The sequence below is a fragment of the Actinomadura sp. GTD37 genome, from assembly GCF_041951365.1.
Taxonomy (GTDB): Bacteria; Actinomycetota; Actinomycetes; order Streptosporangiales; family Streptosporangiaceae; genus Spirillospora.
Genome location: NZ_JBGNUS010000004.1, coordinates 637,101 through 656,079 on the forward strand (window position 1 = coordinate 637,101; position 18,979 = coordinate 656,079).

The following is an 18,979-nucleotide window of genomic DNA, read 5'->3' on the forward strand; positions in this document are numbered from 1 at the left end:
GACATGATCGTCCCATCGCCGACCGGGCGGCAACACGAACGCGGAACCCGGTCCCGTCACGATATGTCACGCAGCGTAGCGTTCCGTGTATGGAGGGTGATCGGGGGAGCTGGGCGGGGCCCGGCGGCCTGCGCGTGACGGCGGTGCGGCTGGCGGGCGCGCACCGCGTCCTGGCGGAGTACGCGGGCGTGCGCGGCGAGAGCGCGTTCCTGGTGACGCGGCGCGGGGAACTGGTCGGCCGCGGCTACTACCCGTCGGTCGAGGACCTCGCCGAGATCGTCGACCTGGCCGAGCTGCACCCCGTGTGACCAGCGCGTGCCGGTGCGGCCGGCGCTTGCGCGAACCGCGGCCGCCCCTGTAGTGGTTACCCCGTGATCGAACAGTGGGAAGTCGTCGTGGTGGGGTCGGTCAACGCGGATCTCGTCGTCGGGGTCGACCGGCGCCCCGCGCCGGGGGAGACGGTGCTGGGCTCCGACCTCGTCGTCCATCCGGGCGGCAAGGGGGCCAACCAGGCGGTCGCGGCGGCGCGGCTCGGCGGACGGGCCGGGATCGTCGGGCGCGTCGGCGACGACGGGTACGGCGAGCTGCTGCGCGGCGCGCTCGCCGCGGACGGCGTGGACCTCGCGCACCTGGCGACCACGCCCGGGGTGCCGACCGGCGTCGCGCTGATCACCGTCGGGCCGGACGGCGACAACAGCATCATCGTCTCGCCCGGCGCCAACGCCCGGCTCGGCGCGGCGGACGTCGCCGCCGCCCGCGCGATGATCGCCGGCGCGTCCGTCGTGTCGTTCCAGCTGGAGGTGCCGCTGCCCGCCGTGGAGGCCGCCGCCCGCGCCGCGGCCGAGGCCGGCGGGCGGGTCGTCCTCAACCTGTCGCCGCCCGCGCCCGTCCCGGACGGGCTGCTCGCCCTCTGCGACCCCCTCGTCGTCAACGAGCACGAGGCCGCGTTCCTCCTGGACGGCGCCGTCGACGACGACGCCGGCGCGCTGGCGGCCGCGCTCGCCCGCTCGGGGCCCCGCTCGGTCGTCGTCACGCTCGGCGCCGACGGCGTCGTGGTCGCCGACGGCGACGGCGTCACCGCGATCCCGTCCCCGAAGGCGGACGCCGTCGACACGACCGGCGCGGGCGACGCCTTCACCGCCGCGCTGTGCCTGCGCCTCGCCCGCGGCGACGCGCTGCGCGACGCCGCCCGCTACGCCACCCGCGTGGGCGCCGCGGCGGTGACCAGGCGGGGCGCGCAGAGCTCCTACCCCGGGCCGGACGAGCTGCCCGAGCCCTAGCGGCTCGTGCGGGCCCGCAGCCGGTACAGCTCGTCGGCGACGTCGTGGACGTCGGAGCCGAGGTCGTAGGCGCTGAGCAGGTACAGGTCGTCGGCGGTCTCGATCTCCAGGATCCGCGTGTGCAGCAGGAGCCGGCGCCGCTCGTCGACCCGGATCGTGCTGATCTCGTCCCACCGGATGCGGCGGTGCCCCGCGTAGCCGGTCACGACCGTGAGCCCGTCCCCGTCGGCGGCGAGCCGGACCGGCGCGACCAGGTCGCGCAGCGCGAGGGCGTTCAGCCCGATCGCCGCCGCGGCCGCGAGGAACAGGAACTGCGGGTCGTGGCTGTAGAGGACGATGAGCGCCGTGACGGCCGCCGCGGCGGCGCACTTCACCGCCACATGACCTGGGGGGACCCGCCACCGCCGCTGTGCTCCCGCGTTCATGCCCGCCACCGTAGCCGCAACCGGCGCCCGCCCGGCCCCCGGCGGCTCCCGGCGCGTCCGGTAGCGTCGCAGGCATGCGACTCGGCGTGCTGGACGTTGGCTCGAACACCGTGCATCTGCTGGTGGTCGACGCGCATCGGGGGGCGCGCCCCCTCCCCGCGTACTCCCACAAGGCCGAGCTGCGGCTCGCCGCCCACCTGGACGACGCCGACCGCCTGTCCGCGGAGGGCGAGACGCTGCTGGGCGACTTCGTCGACGAGGCGCTGCGGATCGCCGAGGACAAGGGCGTCGAGGACCTGGTCGCGTTCGCGACCTCCGCCGTCCGCGACGCCGCCAACGGCGAGGAGGTCCTCGGCCGCATCCGCGCCGGCAGGTCGATCGACATCCGCTCGCTGCCCGGCGAGGAGGAGGCGCGGCTGACGTTCCTCGCCGTCCGGCGCTGGTTCGGCTGGTCGTCGGGGCGGCTGCTCGTGGTGGACATCGGCGGCGGCTCGCTGGAGATCGCGTCCGGCATCGACGAGGAGCCGGACGTGGCGGTCTCGCTGCCGCTCGGCGCGGGCCGGCTCACCCGCGACCGGTTCACCGCCGACCCGCCGCCGCCCGAGGAGATCCGCGACCTGCGCCGGCACGTCCGGGCGGAGATCGCCCGGCAGGTCGGGGACGTCGCCCGGTACGGGCCCGCCGACCACGCGGTCGCCACGTCCAAGACGTTCCGCCAGCTCGCCCGGATCGCCGGGGCCGCGCCGTCCGCCGAAGGACCGTTCCAGCGCCGCGCCCTGTCCGACTCCGACGTGACGGACTGGGCGGAGAAGCTCGCGCCGATGCCGGCCGCCGAGCGCGCCGAGCTGCCCGGCGTGTCGGAGAGCCGCGCCGAGCAGCTGCTCGCGGGCGCGATCGTCGCGGACGCCGCGATGGACCTGTTCGAGCTGACCGCGCTGGAGATCTGCCCGTGGGCGTTGCGCGAGGGCGTCATCCTGCGCCGCCTCGACATGATCACCGGCTGAGCCGGCCGCCGGCTACCAGCTCGGGTGGCCGAGGCGGCGGCCGGCCGGGGTGAGTTCGCGGTCGTCGGTGCCGTCCGCGCGGATCGCGTGCAGCACCGGGTCGCTGGTCGCGCCCCGCGCGTAGCAGATCCAGCGGCCGTCGCGGGACCACGCCGGGTCCATGTCGTGCTCGCCGCCGGACGTGAGGGCCTCCGGGGCGGAGCCGTCGGCGTTCATCGTCCAGATGGCGCTGTCGTCGGACGTGCCCCGGGTGAAGGCGATCTTCGACCCGTCCGGCGACCATTCGGGATCCACCGACCGGACGCCGTCACTGGTCAGTTTCGTCCACCGCCCGCCGGGGTCGTCCGGGGCGAGGCTGTAGATCTGCTCGGCGCCGTCGCGCTTGCTCCAGAAGACGAGCCTGCCGGTGGACGACCACATCGGGTCGTCCTTGGCGGAGTCGTCGGTGGTGAGCTGGGTGACCTTGCGGTCCTGGAGGGCGATGGCGAAGATCTGCCTGGTGGAGCCCCGCAGGCCCATGTACGCGAGGCGCCTGCCGTCGGGCGACCAGGTCACCCGTCCGCCCGCGATGTCGGTGACCTTCTGCGCGCCGGAGCCGTCGGCGTTCATCACCCACGCCGCGCTGGAGCCCCCGCCCGTCCGGGTGAAGGCGATGAGCCTGCGGTCCGGTGACCACTCCGGGAGGACGTCGCACTCCGGCCCGGGGGCGAGCGTGCGCACGGCGTTGCCGGCGGGCGTGAAGAGCCCGATGTCGGCGTGGCACGACTTGGGCCAGCCGGGTTTGGTGTCGACCCGCACCAGCAGCGGCCCCGCCGGGAACGCCGCCGGTTTCCGCCCCGTGTTCCCGGCCTCGCCGGACGGCTGGGCCAGGTAGTAGACGGCGCCCGCCACGAGGCCCGCCACCAGCACGCCCGCCGCGGCGGAGGCGATGAGCGTGGTGCGCCTGGACGGCCGTCCGCCCCGTCCCGGCGCCGGCGGGAGGACGGGCGGGGGCACCGCGTACTCGCGTTCGGTGGGCGGTTCGGTGTGGAGCTCGTGCACCGGCCGCGTGGGCGGCTCCGGCACGGGCGGCGCGGGGACGGGCCGCTGCGGGGCCTGCTGCTGCGGAACCGGCTGCCGTGGGACCTGCCACTGCGGGACGGGCTGCTGCGGGACGGGCTGCTGCGGGACGGGCGGCGCCGGCATCGGCGGCGCCGGCGCGGGCCCGGAGGAGGGGGCGTCCCGCGAGGTGGCGTTGGGGTTGCCCCCGGCCGGCGGCGAGGTCCACGACTCGCCGAGCTCGGTCGTCACCGCGGCCTCGCCGGCGCCGCCGACGAGGGCGAGCAGCAGATCGCGGGCGCTCGGCCGGGCGCCGGGGTCCTTGCGCAGCGCCCCCTGGACGATCCCGGACAGCGACGGCGGCAGGTCGCCGATCTCCGGGTCGGCGTGCACGGCGCGCGCCGCGAGGAGCTGGAACGAGCCCTGCCCGAACGGGTTGCGGCCGCTCGCCGCGTACGCGACCAGGCAGCCCCACGCGAACACGTCGACGGCCGGGGTGACCTGCTGCGTAGTGATCTGCTCCGGCGCGATCCAGCCGGGCGTGCCCACGACCTGGCCCGTCCGGGTGTGCGACGAGGCCACGTCGAGCGCGCGGGCGATCCCGAAGTCGATCACCCGGGGGCCGGAGATGGACAGCAGCACGTTGCTCGGCTTCAGGTCGCGGTGCACCAGCCCCGCGCTGTGGATGGCGACCAGCGCGGCGGCGACGCCGACCGCGACGCCGTGCAGCATGCCGGGCGACAGCGCGCCCTGCTCGCTGACGTGCTCCAGCAGCGACGGCCCGTCGATGTACTCGGTCACGATGTAGGCGAGGCCGAGGTCCTCGCCGTGTTCGAGGACCTGCGCGGTGCAGAACGACGCGACCCGCTGCGCGTTGGCGGCCTCGTCGTGGAACCGGGCGAGGAACGTCCGGTCGCCGGCCAGCTCGGCGCGGACGACCTTGACGGCGACGGGACGTCCCGCGTCGTCGCGGCCCAGGTAGACGGCGCCCATCCCGCCCTCGCCGACCTTGGCCTCGATCCGGTACCGGCCGATGCGCGTGGGGTCGTCCGGGCGCAGCTCGCGCAGGGAGGACGCTCGCGGCCCGTCCATGGAGATCACCTTTTCCCCGCGGCCACGCCTTGGCGGCCGCCGCCACGGCGGCACGCGGCCCCAACGCCTCCTTACGATGTCAGAGGGCGGCCCAAGGTTCTAGCCGCGCCGGATCAATGGAAGTCGCGGGCCCGCACCCGCCCGGGGACGGGCAGCCGGCGCAGCCGGGTCGCGCGGACGTTCGCGACCCCGTCCGCGCGCTCCAGCCGGCCGCTGACCAGCAGCGCCTGCGAGTCGACGGCGAGGGCCCGGTGCCGCTGGAACACCTGCGGCGGGCACACCACGTTGACGATGCCGGTCTCGTCCTCCAGCGTCATGAACACGATGCCGCCGGCGGTCGGCGGGCGCTGCCGGTGGGTGACCAGCCCGGCGACGACGACGTTGGTCTCGCCCGGCGTCCCGGCGAGCCGCGCCGACGACAGGGCGCCCAGCTCGTCGAGGGCCTCCCGGACGTGCGCGACCGGGTGGACGCTGGACACGCCGGTGGCCCACAGGTCGGCGAGCGTCTCCTCGACCGGCGTCATGGCGGGCAGCGGGGGCGCCGCCGCGCCCGGCGTCACGCCCTCCAGCCGCCCGGGTCCGGATCCGGCCAGCGCGCCCGCGGCCCACAGCGCCTCCCGCCGGGTCGTCCCGAGCCCGTCGAACGCGCCCGCGGTCGCGAGCGCCTCCAGCGCGCCGGCCGGCACCGGCACGCGGCGGGCGAGGTCCTCCATGCTCGTGTAGGGGCGTCCCGCCGCGATCGCCTCCGCCGTCCCGTCGCCCAGGTTGCGGATGCCGGACAGGCCGAGCCGGATCGCCGGCTGCGGCTCGGCCGGCGCGTGCGGATGGCCGGAGTCGACCTCGATCGGCTCCTCCAGCGTCGGATGGACGTCGCTGGCGTTGATGTCCACGCCCCTGACCACGACGCCGTGGTGCTTGGCGTCCGCCAGAAGGCTCTGCGGGCTGTAGAACCCCATCGGCTGGTTGCGCACCAGAGCGGCGGTGAAAGCGGCCGGATAATGGCGCTTCAGATAGGCGCTCGCGTACACCAGGTGGGCGAAGCTCTGCGCGTGCGACTCGGGGAACCCGAACCCGGTGAAGCCGAGGATCTTCTCGTAGACGCTCTCCGCGACGCCGGACGGGATGCCGCGCTCGGCCATCCCGTCCAGCAGCCGGCGCCGCAGCCGCTCGACCCGCTCGGGGGCGCGCTTGGCGCCCATCGCCTGCCGGAGCCGGTCCGACTCCGCGGGGGTGAACCCGGCGCAGTCGACGGCGAGCTGCATCATCTGCTCCTGGAACAGCGGCACGCCGAGCGTCCGGCCGAGCGCGGGCTCCATCAGCGGATGCGGGCAGACGGCGGGCTCCAGCCCCTTCCGCCGCCGCAGGTACGGGTGGACGGACCCGCCCTGGATCGGCCCCGGCCGGATCAGCGCCACCTCCACCACCAGGTCGTAGAACCTCCGGGGCCGCAGGCGCGGCAGCGTCGCCATCTGCGCGCGCGACTCGACCTGGAACACCCCGACCGTGTCGGCGTCGCACAGCATGTCGTAGACGGGCTCGTCCTCCGGCGGGACGGACTGCAGGTCGTAGCGCCGCCCGTGGTGCTCGGCCACCAGGTCGAAGCAGTCGTGCAGCGCGGCGAGCATGCCGAGGCCGAGCAGGTCGAACTTCACCAGGCCGGCCGCCGCGCAGTCGTCCTTGTCCCACTGCAGGACGCTGCGGCCGGGCATCGCCGCCCACTCGACCGGGCAGATCTCGCCGACCGGCCGGTCCGCGATCACCATGCCGCCGGAGTGGATGCCGAGGTGGCGGGGCAGCGCCAGCATCCGGCCCGCCAGTTCCAGCACCGGCGCGGGGACGTCGGACTCCGACCCCACCGGGTCGCGCGGGTCGATGCCCTTGGACCAGGCGTCCTGCTGGCCGGGGGAGAAGCCGAGCGCGCGGGCGGCGTCCCGGACGGCCATACGCGGCCGGTAGCTGATGACGTTCGCGACCTGCGCCGTGCACTCCCGCCCGTACTTGCCGTAGACGTACTGGATGGCCTCCTCGCGGCGCTTGTGCTCGATGTCGAGGTCGATGTCGGGCGGGCCGTCGCGTCCGGGCGACAGGAACCGCTCGAACAGCAGCCCGTGCCGGACGGCGTCGACGCCCGTGATGCCGAGCGCGTAGCAGACCGCCGAGTTCGCCGCCGACCCGCGGCCCTGGCACAGGATGCCCCTCCCGCGGCAGAACTCCACGATGTCGTGGACGATCAGGAAGTAGCCGGGGAAGCGGAGCTGCTCGATGACGTCCAGCTCCTTGGCGATCTGCGCGTACGCGCCCGCCACCCGCTCGCGCTCCGGCGGCCCGTACCGCCTGAGCGCGCCCTCCGCCACCAGCCGCCGCAGCCACGTCGCCTCGGTGTGGCCGTCCGGGACGGGCCAGTCGGGCAGCCTGGGCGCCACCACGTCGAAGCCGAACAGGCACTCGCGGGCCAGGGCGACCGTCCGCTCCAGGACGCCGGGGAACCGCGCCAGCCGCTTCGCCATCTCGGCGCCGCTCCGGATGTGCGCGGTGCCGCTCGCGGGGAGCCAGCCCGCCATGTCGTCCAGGCTGCGGCGGGCCCGGACGGCGGCCAGCGCCTGCGCCAGCCGCGCGTCCGCGCCGGGCGCCGCGAAATGCACGTTGTTGGACGCCACGGCGTCCACGCCGGCGCGCGCCGCCAGCTCGAACAGGGCGTCGTTGCGCGGGTCGTCGTCGGGCTGGTCGTGGTCGACCAGCTCGACGAACACGTTCTCGCGGCCGAACCTGGCGATCAGGTCGCGCAGCGCACGCTCCGCCGCGTCCGGGCCGCCCGCCTCCAGCGCCGCCGGGACGGGGCCCTTCCGGCATCCGGTCAGCACCGCCCAGCGGCCGCCGTGCGCGCCGGACAGCGCGTCCAGGTCGTAGACGGGGCGGCCCTTGCGCCCGCCCGCGAGCTGCGCCGACGTGATCGCCGAGCACAGCCGCGCGTATCCGGGGGCGCCGCGCGCGAGGACCAGCAGGTGCCGGCCCGCCGGGTCGGGCTCCCCGGTCTGCGGGCCCGGCAGGCCGAGGCTCAGCTCCGCGCCGAACACCGTCCCGATCCCGGCGCCGTGCGCGGCCTGCGCGAACTGCACCGCCCCGTACATGCCGTCGTGGTCGGTGACCGCCATCGCCTCCACGCCGAGCCGCGCCGCCTCCGCGACGAGCGAGGCGGGGTCGCTGGCGCCGTCCAGGAAGCTGAACGACGAGTGGACGTGCAGCTCCGCCCACGGCACCCGCGCGTCCGCGCGGCGCGGGGGCTCCGGTGGCCGCGGCGGCTCCTGCGGCGCCCGCCCGGCCTCCCGCCCGGCCTCCCGCCCGGCCTCCCGCCCGGCCTCCCGCCCGGCCTCCCGCCCGGCCTCCCGCCCGGCCTCCCGTCCGGGCCCGCGCCACGACAGCCGCTCCTCGAACTCCCGCCACGGGATCGGCGGGTTGTGCCACCCGGTCATGCGCCGCGCCCGTGCGGGGAAGGCCGCCTAGTCATAGACGGCCTCGACGCGCCACCGGCCGCCCTCGACGGCCAGCAGGTACGCGGCGCCGTCGTCCGTGGCGACCTGGAACCGCGCCCGGCGGCGGGACGCGCCCGGATCCCACCAGCGCTCGTCCGCCGGCCACGGGCCCGTCCAGCCGGTCACGGCGGCGGGACGCCCGCGGACCACGAGCGTCGCGGGCGGCGCGGACACCTCGCACCGCGCCGACACCGCCACCGCCTCGCCGGACGCGTCGACCAGCTCGGCCGCGGGCGGCAGCGCGGGGACGACCGCCGGCGCGGGGCCCGTCACGCGCCCCGGCCACGGGCCCTCGGGCAGGCCGGACGGGGCGAGGTCCCCGACCGGCACCCGGACGACCCGCTCGCCCGGACCGCGCCCGCCCACGAGCACAGGCCGGGTGACGCCCCGGTGCCCGAGCAGCGCCTGGATGCGGTCGGCCGCCCGGTCGATCCGGTCGGTGACGGCGGTCCGGCCCCAGAGCGCCTCCTGGCGACCCTCGTCCGGGACGATCTGGTCGGGCGCCAGCTCCACCCACGTGACGCCGCCCCAGACGTCGTCGGCCTCGCCGCCCTGCCACGCCGCGAGCTGCCACCGCACCCGCTCGGCGACGGCCAGCGCCGACAGCCCCTCGTGCCGCCACAGCCGCCGCAGCACGCGCCCGTCCGCGAACCCGACCGCGGCCTCCAGCCGGACGCACGCCAGCCCGTCCGCCGCGAGCCCGTCGTGCAGCTCGCCCGCGAGCCGCTTCGCCGCGAACACCACCCGCTCGGCCTGCTCGGCGGGCGGGTCGAAGTCGCCGCGCACCGACAGGTCGGCCGCGCCCGGGACCGGTGCGAGCGGGCGCGGCTGCTCGCCGCGCGCGAGCCGGTGCGCGAGCGCCCCGTCCGTCCCGAACCGCCCGGCCACGTGCCCGGACGGCAGCGCCGCGAAGTCGCCGAGCGTCCTGATCCCGAGCCGCCGCAGCAGGTCGGCCAGCTCCGGCCGGTCCAGGACCGACAGCGGGTAGGGCGCGAGGAACGCCGCCGCGCCGCCCTCCGGCACCACGGCGCCGCCCTGCCCGGACCGCGCCGCCAGCTCGGCGGCGAACAGCCCGTCCGCGACGCCCGTCCCGCAGTCGTGCCCCGCCTCCACGACCGTGTCCTGCACCAGGACGCGCAGCGCCTCCTCGCCGCCGTAGAAGCGGGCCGGCCCCCGCGCCGGGATCGCGCACAGCCCCGGCCGCACCGCCTCCACGCGCGGTGTCAGCTCCGCGACCGCCGCCACGACCTCCTCGAACCGGCGCCCCTCCGCGCCCGTGTCGCGTTCCCGGACGGCCAGGCCGGGGCAGCGCCGCTGCGCGTCCCGGAGCCGCTGCCCGCGCCGCACCCCCTCGGCGCGCGCCGCCGCCGAGCACGCCGCGATCCGGCCGCGCTCCACCACGGCCCCGGCCGTCGCCGCGTCGATCCCGGCCGCGGTGACGGGCCAGTCGGGGCACCACACGACCAGCACCCGCGTCACGCGATCACCTCCGCCGCCCGCGCCGGCGGCAGTGCGCCGGGCGGCCGCGGATGGACGGGGGCCCCGGCGGAGACGGCGCCCGGCACGAGTTCGAGCGGCGGCCGCGCGGTCTCGTCGGGCCTGACCGTGCCGTCGGCGGCGGGGAGCCAGAGGCGGGCGCGGCGGCCGGCGCCGGGCGCGTCGCGGCCCTCGGCGGTGACCTGGGCGCGGCGGCCGTTCAGCCGCCCGTGGCCGTCGCCGAGCCCGTCCCAGGCCACGTCGTCCAGGCGGAGGCGGAGCCGGGTGCCCGGCCAGTCCCCGGCGAAGGGGCCGGCCAGCGCCAGGACGCAGCCGTGCTTGCGGGCCAGCGCCGACAGCCGGCGGACGGCGGCGGAGCCCGGACGTTCCGGCGGGCGCAGCAGGACCAGGCCGACGGCCTCCGCCAGCGCCGCCACCACGTCGGGCCATCGGTCGCCCGGGTCGTCGACGAGCAGCAGCCGCTCGGGGGCCGCGCCCATCCCGGCGGCGGCGGCGACGCCGAAGTCCGGGACGCCGACGACGCCGCACCAGCCGCCGGCCCCGTCCTCGCCGCCGTGCCGGGAGACGCCCGCGACGAGTGCGAGGCCGAGGGACGCCGCGCCCGGCCCGCCGAGGCCGACGACCGAGCCCGGCCGCAGCCCGCCGCCGGGCAGGACGGGACGCAGCGCGGGCAGCACGGGCAGCACGGGCACCGTCCCGGCGTCGCGCGCGGCACGGCCCAGCGGCGTCGCCGGCACCGCCGACAGGTCTCGCAGCGCGGCCTCCGGCACCGTCGTCCTCCTCTCCACGCCCCCTGCATAATTTCGAACACAGGTTCGACCTCTGTCAAGTTGTCGCAGGTCACGCAGCGGAGTCGCGGGGGTGGAAGGCCCGATGGCGTGGGGCTTCGCGCTATTTTGGGCGATATGACGAACGACGTGCGCACGCTGGAGTGGACCGGCGACGGGCTGCGCCTGCTGGACCAGACCGTCCTGCCCGGCCGCGTCGAGTACGTCGTGGCCCGCGACGTCGGCACGCTCGTGGACGCGATCCGCCGCCTGGTCGTGCGCGGGGCGCCCGCCCTGGGCGTCGCGGGCGCGTTCGGCGTCGCCGTCGCCGTCCGGCAGGCCGAGCGCGAGGGATGGGACGGCGCGGCCCTGGACGCCGCGATCGCGCGGGTCCGCGGGGCCCGCCCGACGGCCGTGAACCTGGCGGCCGGCGTCGACCGCGTCCTCCCGTTCGCCGGGAAGGGCGCCGACGCGGTCGCGGCGGAGGCGCAGGCGCTCCTGGACGAGGACGTGCGCGGCAACCGGGCGATCGGCGCCCTCGGCGCGGACTGGATCCTGAACCGGGTGGGCGACCGGCCCCTGCGCGTCCTCACGCACTGCAACGCCGGCGCGCTCGCCACCGCCGGCTGGGGGACCGCGCTCGGCGTCGTCCGCGAACTCCACGGGCGCGGCCGCGTCGAACTCGTCTACGCCGACGAGACCCGCCCGCTGCTGCAGGGCGCGCGGCTCACCGCCTGGGAACTCGACCGGGCCGGCATCCCGTGCGTCGTCCAGGCGGACGCCGCCGCGCCGAGCACGATCCTGCGCGGCCTCGCCGACGTCGCCGTCATCGGCGCCGACCGGATCGCCGCGAACGGCGACACCGCCAACAAGATCGGATCGCTGGGCGTGGCGCTGGCCTGCCAGTCCGCCGGGATACCGCTGGTGGTCGCCGCGCCGTGGAGCACCGTCGACCTCGCGATCGCCGGCGGGGACGCCATCCCCATCGAGGAGCGCCCCGCCGGCGAGGTGCTGACCTGGGGCGGCACGCGGACCGCGCCCGAGCGCGTGACCGCGTTCAACCCGGCGTTCGACGTCACGCCCGCCCGCCTCGTGACCGCGCTGGTCACCGAGACGGGCGTGCTGGAGGTGTCGGCGGGCGCGACGCCCGCCGCCGCCGGGGGACGCCTCAGGGGGTGAGCGTGCGGGTCGCGGCGCGCAGGCTCGCGTACAGCCGGGCCTCGTACGCCTTCGCCGTCCGGACGTCGCGGTCGACGAACAGGGCGTCGTTCAGCGCGGGAAGCCGCTGCGTGGCGTACCCGGTGTCGATGCCCGGCGCGTAGATCTGGTGCCGGTACCAGGGGCGGCCCGGCAGCCCGGCCTGAGTCAGCAGGTCCCGCTCGGTCTGCATGATCTTGTCGTTGAGGCGTCGGAACGCGGCCGTGTCGCCCTCGCGGAGCGCCTCGTCCGCGCGCGCCTGCAACGCCTCGGCGGCACGCTGCCACGCCTTCGCCTGCCCGATGTCGCGCGAGACGTCCACGAGCACCGACCCCAGCCGTTCGCGCTGCTCGGCGGTGAAGGCGGTGAGGTACCGGGCCGTCTCCGCCGCGTAGGGGCGGTAGCCCAGCGCGACGACGTCGGCGTTCGCGAGCCGCAGCGTCGCGATGCCGACGAGCCGGGACATGGCCGCGTGGTACTCCCAGGTGGGGTCGCCGAAACGGGACATCCAGTAGAAGTCGTCGCACGCGCAGTGGTAGTTCCCCGCGCTGCCCGGCGAGGACGAGCCCAGGTCCATCGCGGGCACCCCGTACCGCTGGAAGAACGCCTGGAAGTCCGAGCCGCCGCCGATCCGGTCGATCGGCGTCCGCCCGCCGTTCTGCGCCTTCCACGCCTCGTACAGCGTCCCGCCGGTGCCGGGCCAGCGCACCTCCTTGGACGCGTCGACGACGGACCGGTCCAGCGCGGGCGTCGCCGAGGCGCCGAAATGCGAGCCTCCGGCGCCGTCCATGTTCACGTAGGCGACGGCGTTGCGGAGCCGGCCCGCGCGCTGCTCGGCGTACTCGGTCGAGCCGAACAGCCCGTACTCCTCGCCGTCCCAGGTGGCCAGGACGACGGAGCGCTTGGGCCGCCACCCCTTCTTGAGGAGCGTCCCCAGAGCGCGCCCTATCTGGAGGACGTTCTCCGTGCCGGACAGGTTGTCGCTGCTGCCGTACGCCCACGCGTCGTGGTGCGCGCCGAGGATGACCTCCTGCTCGGGATGCTCGCTGCCGGGGATGCGCACGGTGACGTCCCACAGCGGACGCACCTGGAACTCGTTCTCCAGGTCGAGGTGCACCTTCGTCCCGCCCGGCCCGAACCGGTACGCGAACGGCAGGCCGCCCTGCCATTCCTTCGGCACCCGCCCGCCCTTGAGCGCGCGCAGCAGCGGCTCGGCCGCCCCGTAGGAGATCGGCGTCGTCGGGATGAGGCCCTTCAGCATCGGGGCCCGCGACGGCGGGACGCGGTGCGCGCCCGCCACCGACGGCCAGCCGGGCGTCTGCGGGTCGCCGGCCGCGAGCTGGATCTGCGCGATGCTGCCGCGCTGGATGCCGTCCGGAGCCCGCCACGGCCCGTCCGGGTACACCGCGCCCTTCGCGGACCCGTCGTCGGCGGGATCGGAGTAGACGAGCACGCCCTTCGCGCCGTGCTCGGCGGCCTCGCGCGGCTTGATCCCGCGGAACACCGCCCCGTACCGGACGAGGACGATCTTGCCCTCGACCGAGACGCCGTTCTTCGCGAGCAGCGCGAAGTCCTCCGGTCGCCCGTAGTTGGCGTAGACGACCTCGCCCCGGACGTCCCCGGACGGCGACATGCCGTTGTGCCCCGGAATGACCTCGTCGTAGTGCTTCTGCCAGGGCCTCTTCTTCTCCTTGACCGGCAGCGTCCGGTGCGCGGGCGCGGTCATCTCGACCTTCACGCGCCTCGGCATGGACAGGTAGGCGTAGTACGTCCGGACCTCGGGCTTAAGCCCGTACGACCGGAAGTGCCGGACGATGCGCCGGACGCGGTTCCGGTCGCCGGTCGTCGTGGCCAGCCCCGGCTCGCCCGACAGTTCGGCGTCCAGGGCGCGGGCGGCCTCCGCGGACGGGACGGCGCCGAGCAGCCTCTCGTACTGCCGCTGCCACGTCGCGTGCGCGCCGGTGAAGCCCGCGATCGGACCGTCCCCGGCTCCGGCGGGGGGCGACGCCGCGGCGGGGGCCGCGGCCGTGCAGAGGACGAGGGCCACGGCCGAGGCCGTGAGCGCCGACGCCCGGGTTCGGGAGCGGAACACCAGCGTTACCTCTCAATGCTCTCGGTGCGGGTGCGCCCGGAACGTACGTCCCGGTCGGCCGCCGATCCAGGCCGCCTGCCGGATCCGGCCATCCCGCCGGCGGGATCGTCCATCATGGTGATCGTGCCGACCTCCCCGAACCCCCACGCCACGCCGCGTCCGGCGGAGCTTGACGCGGTCTTGGAACGGATCACCTACGCCAACGAGGACACCGGCTACACGGTCGCGCGGGTGGCGACCGCCAAGAGCGGGAGCGACCTGCTGACCGTCGTCGGCGCGCTGCTCGGCGCGCAGGTGGGGGAGAGCCTGTGGCTGACCGGGCGGTGGCGCTCGCATCCGAAGTACGGCAGGCAGTTCGAGGTCGAGTCGTACACGACCGTCCTGCCGGCGACGATCCAGGGCATCCGCCGCTACCTCGGCTCCGGCATGATCAAGGGCGTCGGGCCGGTGACGGCCGACCGGATGGTCGGGCACTTCGGCGCCGACGTCCTGCGCGTCATCGAGGAGGAGCCGGAGCGGCTCATCGAGGTCCCGGGGCTCGGCCCGAAGCGCACCAAGCGGATCGCGGACGCCTGGGAGGAGCAGAAGGCCATCAAGGAGGTGATGGTCTTCCTGCAGGGCGTCGGCGTGTCCACGTCCCTCGCCGTCCGCATCTACAAGCAGTACGGCGACCAGTCGGTCGACACCGTCCGCACGCGGCCCTACCGGCTGGCGTCGGACGTGTGGGGCATCGGGTTCAAGACCGCCGACACGATCGCGCAGGCCGTCGGAATCCCGCACGACAGCCCGGAGCGGATCAAGGCCGGCCTCCAGTACACGCTGTCGGAGGCCGCCGACGGCGGGCACTGCTTCCTGCCCGAGCCGAACCTGGTCACGGCGGCGGAGAAGATCCTCGGCGTGCCGCGGGAGCTGATCGTCCCCGCGCTGGACGAGCTGGCCCGCGACGAGGGCGTCGTCCGCGAGCCGATCCCGGGCGAGGGGGAGGACGCCGCGACGATCCCCGCCGTCTACCTGGTCCCCTTCCACCGGGCCGAGCGCTCCCTCGCCCGCGGCCTCCGCGAACTGCTGGACGCGCCGACCGACCGGCTCAAGGCGTTCGCCGACGCCGACTGGGGCAGGGCCCTGCCGTGGCTGAGGAGGCGCACCGGCCAGGACCTCGCGGCCGAGCAGGAGGAGGCCGTCAAGCTCGCGCTGACGTCCAAGGTCGCGGTGCTGACCGGCGGCCCCGGCTGCGGCAAGAGCTTCACCGTCCGCTCCGTGGTGGAGCTGGCCGCCGCGAAGAAGGCGAAGATCGTCCTGGTGGCGCCGACCGGGCGCGCCGCCAAGCGCCTCGCCGAGCTGACCGGGCACGAGGCCGCGACCGTCCACCGGCTGCTCCAGCTCCAGCCCGGCGGCGACCCCAAGTACGACCAGGACAACCCCCTCGACGCCGACCTGGTCGTCGTCGACGAGAGCTCCATGGTCGACCTGGTCCTCGCGAACAAGCTGGTGAAGGCGATCCCGCGCGGCGCGCACCTGCTGCTCGTCGGGGACGTCGACCAACTCCCGTCCGTCGGCGCGGGAGAGGTCCTCGCCGACCTGCTCGCCGCCGAGGCGATCCCGCGCGTCCGGCTCACGAAGATCTTCCGGCAGGCGCGGGAGTCCGGCATCGTCGTCAACGCGCACCGCGTCAACGCCGGCGACCACCCCCGCACGCACGGCTACGACGACTTCTTCCTCTTCCCATGCGAGGAGCAGGACGAGGCCGCCGAGCTGACCGTGGACGTCGTCGCCAACCGCATCCCCCGCAAGTTCGGCCTCGACCCGCGCCGCGACGTCCAGGTCCTCGCGCCCATGCACCGGGGCCCGGCCGGGGCGGGCTCCCTGAACACGCTGCTCCAGGAGGCCCTGACCCCGCACGACGACGCCCGCCCCGAACGCCGCTACGGCGGGCGCGTCTTCCGCGTCGGCGACAAGGTCACCCAGCTGCGCAACAACTACGACAAGGGCGAGGCGGGCGTCTTCAACGGCACGGTCGGCGTCGTCACCAGGGTCGGCCTGGAGGAGCAGTCGCTCACCGTCGTGACCGACGAGGACGAGAGCATCGACTACGCCTTCGACGAGCTGGACGAGCTCGCCCACGCCTACGCGATCACGATCCACCGGTCGCAGGGCAGCGAGTACCCGGCCGTCGTCGTCCCCCTCACCACCGGCGCGTGGATGATGCTGCGCCGCAACCTCCTCTACACGGGCATCACCCGCGCGAAGCGGCTCGTCGTCCTCGTCGGCTCACGCCGCGCCCTCGCCGCCGCCGTCCGCACCGCCGGCGCGGGCCGCCGCCACACCGCCCTCGCCCACCGCCTCGCTCAGCGGTAGCGGGCCAGCTCCCACGGGTCGTGGGCGCAGAACACCTCGACCTCGCCGGTCGCCGCGAGGCCGCGCAGCCGCGCGACGTTCGCGAGGCGCAATTCGCGGTCCACCTCGCCGCCCGCCTGGACGAGCTCCATCAGCGGATGCGTGACGGGCTCGGGACGGTCGACCTCCCCGTGGTACATGTACGCGTCGCCGGCGTGCAGCAGCCAGCGGTCGCCGTCCCGCACGGCGACGCCCGCGTGCCCCGGCGTGTGCCCGCCGAGCGGGACGAGCAGGATGTCCCCTGCCGCGCCGTCCAGTTCCCGGACGCCGCCGAACCCGTGCCAGGTGTCGCCCTCCCCGTCCTCGTAGACGACCCATTCCGGGCCGTGTGCGAGCTGCGCCGGGGTCTTGCCGCCGTCCGCCCGCTCCGCCTCGAACACGTGCACCGCCGCGTCCGGGAAGTCGCTCAGCCCGCCGGCGTGGTCGCGGTGCAGGTGCGTCGGGACGACGTGCCGGACGTCGGCGGGGGAGTACCCGAGCGCCTCCACCTGCCGGACGGCGGTCGCGGCGGGGTCCAGCGTCGGCCCCGCCATCTCCACCCAGTCGTCGAGCAGCCGTTCGGACGGGCGTTCGATGTCGCCGAGGCCGATCCCGGCGTCCACGAGGACGAGCCCGCAGGAGTCGGTCTCGACCAGCAGCACGTGCCCGGCGGCCCCGGCGGGCCGCAGCGGGCTCTCCGGCCCGTCGGCGGGCTCGATCTCCCGCATGGGGGCGCAGTCGAGATGGTGGACGCGCATGGAGACTCCTCAGAGAAGGCCGGCGAGCTGATCGGTGGCCTGGTGGATGGCGGACACGTCCCGCTGGACGCGGGCGAGCATGACGGCGCCCTGCAACGAGGACAGGACGAGCGTCGCCAGGGGGCCGGCGCGGTCCTCGGGCACGCCCCATCCGAGGAGCGCGGCCCGGAGGCCGGCCAGCCAGTCCCCGTAGGCGGTGTCGCAGGCGCCCCGGATGGTCTCGCTCTCGGCGGCCGTCTCCAGAGCCACGGTCGCGACGGGGCAGCCCTTGCGGAAGTCCGACTCCCGCAGGCTCCGCGCGAAGTGGTCGCCGAGGGCGGCGAGACCGGCCCGCCCGTCCGGCGCGGCGAGGACGGCCGCGGCGAGCGCCTCGGCCACCGTGCGGCCGGACAGCGTCACCGACTCGGCCGCGAGCTGCTCCTTCCCGTCCGGGAAGTGGAAGTACAGCGAGCCCTTCGGCGCCCCGCTCTCGGCGAGCACCTGGTTCAGCCCGGTGCCGTGGTAGCCCTGCCGCTGGAACAGCTCCGCGGCCGTCCGCAGGACCCGTTCTCTCGTCTCTCCCCGCGCTGCCATGGCAGCAGACTAGACAGACTGGTCTACAAATTCCACCTGCTTCCACCGGCTGCGAAATATTTCGAAGCCAAACAAGCAGTTCACTGGCCTTGCTTTGGGGAGTTGGCGAATCATGCAGCCGAAAGTCGCTTTCACGATCCAGCACAACGGCGACTGGGCGTGGCCGGACGTCTCCTGCGCCGTCGGCTGACGGACACCGCCCAGCGCCTCCCCGCGGCCCCGCCCCGGCCGCGGGGAGGCGCTCCCGCGGGTCAGTCCTCGGCGGGCGGCGGAGCGGTGCTCTTGCGGACGACCAGGCTGGTGGACAGCTCCAGCCGCGTCGCGACGGGCTCCCCGTTGCGGATGCCGAGGATGATCTGGGTGGCGGACTCCGCCATCTGCCGCAGCGGCTGGTGGACGGTCGTCAGCGCCGGGCTGGCCCACGGGGCGACCGCCACGTCGTCGTACCCGACGACCGACAGGTCGTCCGGGACCCGCAGCCCGTGCACCCGCGCCGCCTCCAGCACGCCGAGCGCCTGCAGGTCGCTGCCGGCGAAGATCGCGGTCGGCCGGTCGGGGCGTCCGAGCAGCTCCATCGCCCGCTCGAAGCCGCCGTCCACGTGGAAGTCGCCGTAGGCGACATAGGACGGCTCGACGTCCAGCCCGGCCATGCTCATCGCGGAGCGGAACCCGTCAAGCCGCGCGACCGAGCACAGCATGTCCGCCGGGCCGGTGATGATCGCGATGCGCCGGTGCCCCTGGTCGATGAGGTGCCGGGTCGCCGCGAGCCCGCCGGACCAGTTGGCCGAGCCGACCGACGGGACGTCGGGCTCGGGGTCCCCGGCCGGGTCGATGATGACGAACGGGATCGACCGGGACCGGAGCCGCTTCTTGTACTCCGGCGGCAGGCTGGAGAACAGCAGCACGACGCCGAGCGGGCGGCGGCGGAGCACCCCGCTGATCCATTCGGGGCCGGGGGAGTGCCGGGTGCCGCTCTCGGTCAGCACCAGGCTCGCGTTGTTGGCCTTGGCGACGGCCTCCACGCCCCGGATCAGTTCCATGGTCCAGAGGCTCTCGATCTCGTGGAGGACGATCTCGATCAGCGGCGCGTCGGGCCCCGAGCGGGAGCCGCGCCGGTAGCCGTGGTGCTCCAGCAGGCGCTCGACCCGGAGGCGCGTCTTGCGGGCGACGTCCTCGCGTCCGTTGAGGACTTTCGAAACCGTCGAAATGGAGACACCGGCCTGATCCGCCACTTGAGCCAGGGTCACCCGGCTTGACGCGTCCTCCTGCTGCATCCTCGAAGCATAAGGATCTCGGCGGCGACTCCGAAAGCTGGCGGCCCGGCAGAGACCGGGATCACGTGGGCGCGCGGCG

General features: G+C 75.6%; 14 protein-coding genes. 5 read left to right on the forward strand and 9 right to left on the reverse strand.

The genetic code is table 11. The features are described from left to right. Positions 1 to 89: 89 nt before the first annotated feature. Both ACA511_RS24390 and ACA511_RS24395 read left to right on the forward strand, forming a co-directional pair. The gene (locus ACA511_RS24390; RefSeq protein WP_375026897.1) at positions 90 to 308 is read left to right on the forward strand and encodes a hypothetical protein; all 219 of its coding nucleotides are present in this window, start codon (positions 90 to 92) and stop codon (positions 306 to 308) included. A gap of 63 nt (positions 309 to 371) precedes the next feature. Continuing rightward, on the forward strand, positions 372 to 1,280 hold the full coding sequence (locus ACA511_RS24395; RefSeq protein ID WP_375026898.1) for a ribokinase: 909 nt from the start codon (positions 372 to 374) through the stop codon (positions 1,278 to 1,280). Here ACA511_RS24395 and ACA511_RS24400 read toward each other — a convergent pair. Beyond that, entirely contained in the window at positions 1,277 to 1,705 is a 429-nt protein-coding gene (locus ACA511_RS24400) for a PH domain-containing protein (protein ID WP_375026899.1), read from the reverse strand. The two genes, ACA511_RS24395 and ACA511_RS24400, sit on opposite strands and share 4 nt — an antisense overlap. 74 nt (positions 1,706 to 1,779) lie before the next feature. On the opposite strand from ACA511_RS24400, the gene ACA511_RS24405 reads away from it, so the two are divergent. Beyond that, positions 1,780 to 2,709, forward strand: a complete 930-nt coding sequence (locus tag ACA511_RS24405; protein WP_375026900.1) for a Ppx/GppA family phosphatase — start codon at positions 1,780 to 1,782, stop codon at positions 2,707 to 2,709. Between the two features lie 12 nt (positions 2,710 to 2,721). Here the strand turns inward: ACA511_RS24405 and ACA511_RS24410 are convergent, their stop codons facing one another. The 4 genes from ACA511_RS24410 to ACA511_RS24425 form a co-directional block, all read right to left on the reverse strand. After that, positions 2,722 to 4,839 (reverse strand): protein kinase, encoded by a 2,118-nt coding sequence (locus ACA511_RS24410; RefSeq protein ID WP_375026901.1) that lies wholly within the window; start codon positions 4,837 to 4,839, stop codon positions 2,722 to 2,724. Between the two features lie 113 nt (positions 4,840 to 4,952). Then, positions 4,953 to 8,309 (reverse strand): error-prone DNA polymerase, encoded by a 3,357-nt coding sequence (locus tag ACA511_RS24415; protein WP_375026902.1) that lies wholly within the window; start codon positions 8,307 to 8,309, stop codon positions 4,953 to 4,955. Between the two features lie 27 nt (positions 8,310 to 8,336). Continuing rightward, a complete protein-coding gene (locus ACA511_RS24420) occupies positions 8,337 to 9,848 on the reverse strand; it encodes a DNA polymerase Y family protein (protein WP_375026903.1) in 1,512 nt (503 codons plus the stop codon). Next, complete coding sequence (locus ACA511_RS24425) at positions 9,845 to 10,654, reverse strand: hypothetical protein (RefSeq protein WP_375026904.1); 810 nt, start codon at positions 10,652 to 10,654, stop codon at positions 9,845 to 9,847. The genes ACA511_RS24420 and ACA511_RS24425 overlap by 4 nt, the downstream gene beginning before the upstream one ends. 117 nt (positions 10,655 to 10,771) lie before the next feature. On the opposite strand from ACA511_RS24425, the gene mtnA reads away from it, so the two are divergent. Then, entirely contained in the window at positions 10,772 to 11,812 is a 1,041-nt protein-coding gene (mtnA, locus tag ACA511_RS24430; protein ID WP_375026905.1) for an S-methyl-5-thioribose-1-phosphate isomerase, read from the forward strand. On the opposite strand, the gene ACA511_RS24435 is transcribed toward mtnA, so the two are convergent. After that, on the reverse strand, positions 11,802 to 13,922 hold the full coding sequence (locus ACA511_RS24435; RefSeq protein ID WP_375026906.1) for a M28 family peptidase: 2,121 nt from the start codon (positions 13,920 to 13,922) through the stop codon (positions 11,802 to 11,804). The two genes, mtnA and ACA511_RS24435, sit on opposite strands and share 11 nt — an antisense overlap. 123 nt (positions 13,923 to 14,045) lie before the next feature. Between ACA511_RS24435 and ACA511_RS24440 the strand changes: the two genes are divergently transcribed. Further along, positions 14,046 to 16,277, forward strand: a complete 2,232-nt coding sequence (locus ACA511_RS24440; protein ID WP_375026907.1) for an ATP-dependent RecD-like DNA helicase — start codon at positions 14,046 to 14,048, stop codon at positions 16,275 to 16,277. Here the strand turns inward: ACA511_RS24440 and ACA511_RS24445 are convergent. The 3 genes from ACA511_RS24445 to ACA511_RS24455 form a co-directional block, all read right to left on the reverse strand. Continuing rightward, a complete protein-coding gene (locus ACA511_RS24445; RefSeq protein WP_375026908.1) occupies positions 16,268 to 17,053 on the reverse strand; it encodes an MBL fold metallo-hydrolase in 786 nt (261 codons plus the stop codon). The genes ACA511_RS24440 and ACA511_RS24445 overlap by 10 nt on opposite strands. 9 nt (positions 17,054 to 17,062) lie before the next feature. Continuing rightward, entirely contained in the window at positions 17,063 to 17,626 is a 564-nt protein-coding gene (locus tag ACA511_RS24450; protein ID WP_375026909.1) for a TetR family transcriptional regulator, read from the reverse strand. Between the two features lie 251 nt (positions 17,627 to 17,877). Further along, complete coding sequence (locus ACA511_RS24455; protein ID WP_375026910.1) at positions 17,878 to 18,858, reverse strand: LacI family DNA-binding transcriptional regulator; 981 nt, start codon at positions 18,856 to 18,858, stop codon at positions 17,878 to 17,880. Positions 18,859 to 18,979: the final 121 nt, after the last annotated feature.